Here is a 2927-nt window from a genome sequence, read left to right as displayed (position 1 = left end):
AAAATGCTGAAAATTTAAAATGCTATCCACCATATCCATTTTTTCCAGGATTAAATTTGCCATTTCCAAATCTTTAAATCAACTCATTATCAAATCATCAAATCAACTCATTTCCAAATTAATACATTGGTACATTAAACAATTGCTACATTTTCACATCAATCCATTTCCAAATAAACCCATTGACCCATCTTCAAATTTTCAAATTAGCTCATTTTCAAATTGATTCATTTCCACATTAAACCATTAATCCATTAAAAAACAAAACCCCCATCAATTGCTTGACGGGGGTTTGTCTGTTTATAGTAAGGGAAGTCCTTATTTCACTTCCTCGAAATCTACGTCCTCAACGTTATCACCTTCTTTGGCCTCTCCGTTGGAAGAAGCGGTATCAGCACCTCCTTCAGGGGCACCTTGTTGTGCTTCAGCCTGGGCTTTGTACATTTCTTCCGAAGCTACTTTCCAAGCCTCGTTGATCTTATCCAACGCTGGCGTGATCAAAGCCAAGTCTTTGGCTTCATGGGCCTTTTTAAGTTCTGCCAAGGCATCCTCTATAGGCTTCTTCTTATCCTCGGATAATTTATCGCCAAACTCGGTCAATTGCTTCTCGGTCTGGAAGATCATTCCATCCGCTTCGTTCAATTTATCGGCAGTTTCCTTAGCTACTTTATCAGCTTCTGCATTGGCTTCAGCTTCCGCTTTCATTTTCTTGATCTCTTCCTCGGTCAATCCTGAAGAAGCTTCAATTCTAATATCCTGCGTTTTGTTGGTAGCCTTATCGGTAGCCGATACTTTTATAATACCATTGGCATCGATATCAAAGGTAACTTCGATCTGTGGAGTCCCCCTTTGTGCTGGTGGAATTCCGTCCAAATGGAAACGACCTATAGTCTTGTTATCTTTAGCCATTGGGCGCTCTCCCTGCAATACGTGGATCTCAACAGATGGCTGATTGTCAGCAGCTGTGGAGAATACCTGCGATTTCTTGGTAGGGATGGTGGTGTTGGCCTCGATCAATTTGGTCATTACACTACCCATGGTCTCAATACCTAGGGACAATGGCGTTACATCCAATAAAAGAACGTCTTTTACATCACCTGTCAATACCCCACCTTGTATAGCGGCACCTACGGCAACTACCTCATCAGGGTTAACACCTTTGGAAGGTTTCTTACCAAAGAATTTCTCAACCGCATCCTGTACGGCAGGAATCCTAGTGGATCCACCCACCAAAATAATTTCGTCAATATCGCTCTTGGATAATCCAGCCGCCTTAAGAGCAGTGGAACAAGGCTCAATAGTACGTTTTACCAAATCATCGATCAATTGCTCAAATTTCGCCCTTGTCAAAGAACGTACCAAATGCTTAGGGCCCGAAGCCGTAGCGGTAACGTATGGAAGGTTAATTTCGGTCTGTGCAGAAGAAGACAACTCAATTTTTGCCTTTTCGGCAGCCTCTCTTAAACGTTGCAATGCCATGGCATCCTTACGTAGGTCTATCCCTTCTTCCTTGTTGAACTCATCGGCCAACCAATCAATTATTTTCTGATCCACATCATCACCACCCAAGTGGGTATCCCCGTCTGTGGCCAATACTTCAAAAACACCGTCTCCCAATTCCAGGATGGAAACATCATGTGTTCCTCCACCAAAATCGAAAACCACTATTTTCTGGTCTGTATCTTTTTTGTCCATCCCGTAGGCCAAAGAGGCTGCGGTAGGCTCGTTTATAATTCTTTCTACGGTAAGTCCGGCAATTTCACCAGCTTCCTTGGTAGCTTGTCGCTGCGCATCGTTAAAGTAAGCAGGTACGGTAATTACCGCTCTGGTTACTGATTGTCCCAAATAATCCTCGGCAGTTTTCTTCATTTTCTGAAGTATCATGGCCGAAAGTTCCTGTGGAGAATACAAACGCCCATCTATATCTACTCTAGGGGTATTGTTATCTCCTTTTACCACTTTATAAGGTACCCTATCCGCTTCCTTGCTGGATTCGGAGAATTTATTTCCCATAAAACGTTTTATGGAATAAATAGTTTTGTTTGGATTTGTAACTGCCTGTCTTTTGGCAGGATCCCCAACCTTGATCTCGCCACCCTCTACAAAAGCAATGACAGATGGAGTAGTTCTTTTACCTTCTGCGTTTGGGATAACAACAGCCTCGTTACCTTCCATTACGGAAACGCAAGAGTTTGTAGTTCCTAAATCTATTCCAATAATTTTACTCATGTTTATATATTTACTGTGTTGAAAAATCTTTTTAGCACTCGGCACTAATAAGTCAATGATTGTGCCATGACAGAAAATATGACAAGCTGTCAGAGCCAAATCTCAAATTGATCAAAAATTGCAGGATAATCTGCTTTTTTGGGCATTCCCCCTTGGCCAAAAATATGCCAAGGGGTCGTGCTTTCCATTGCTAGTCCCAAAAGTGTCCATTAGCATGTCCCCTCTTGGGAGCTATACATTGCAATCACTAATGCGCTTTTTAGTTGAAAGTTCAATGTTATAAAGTTCAAAGTTCCTTCGGAGATTGAGTCGAAATCGAAGTAGACGGAACCAGGAGTCTAGAAACTGGACTAAAGACTTATGTTCAATGTTATAAAGTTCAATGTTCAAAGTTGAAGGCCGTCACTTCGAGTTTACCCGACCGTCAAGGCGGGTGATCCGATGAAGGAGGATTGTATCGAGAAGTAGACGGTGTGCACCAAACCGGTTCTCGATACAAAATGCCTAACGGCAGGTAGGCGTTTTAGCATAACGAAGTGAAGCAAAATTTTATCGAGAAGCTCTCCAACTGACGCTAGGGACTGGAATCTTGGTACCGACCATATTCCCCTCTTGGGAGGGGCTAGGGGTGGGTTTTTGCGGGAGGTTAGCCTGCCTGCCGTAGGCAGGGGGTGTGTTTCTCCCCAAAGGCCCGGGCT

At 43.0% G+C, this 2927-nt stretch carries 1 protein-coding gene; it reads right to left on the bottom strand.

What is annotated here, in order from left to right; genetic code table 11:
* Positions 1–318 precede the first annotated feature (318 nt).
* Positions 319–2229: a molecular chaperone DnaK gene (gene dnaK, locus MWU84_RS23660; RefSeq protein ID WP_246906476.1), complete on the bottom strand. Its 1911-nt coding sequence runs from the start codon at positions 2227–2229 to the stop codon at positions 319–321.
* Positions 2230–2927 lie beyond the last annotated feature (698 nt).

The organism is Arenibacter sp. F20364 (genome assembly GCF_023015905.1).
In the GTDB taxonomy this organism is placed as follows: Bacteria; Bacteroidota; Bacteroidia; order Flavobacteriales; family Flavobacteriaceae; genus Arenibacter.
The sequence above is the reverse complement of the archived record's forward strand: the minus strand, read 5'-3'. Positions and strand labels throughout refer to the sequence as shown.

Bases quoted from the DNA above. Each gene is read 5' to 3' on its own strand.
- dnaK (WP_246906476.1), bottom strand. From the start codon at position 2,229: ATGAGTAAAATTATTGGAATAGATTTAGGAACTACAAACTCTTGCGTT.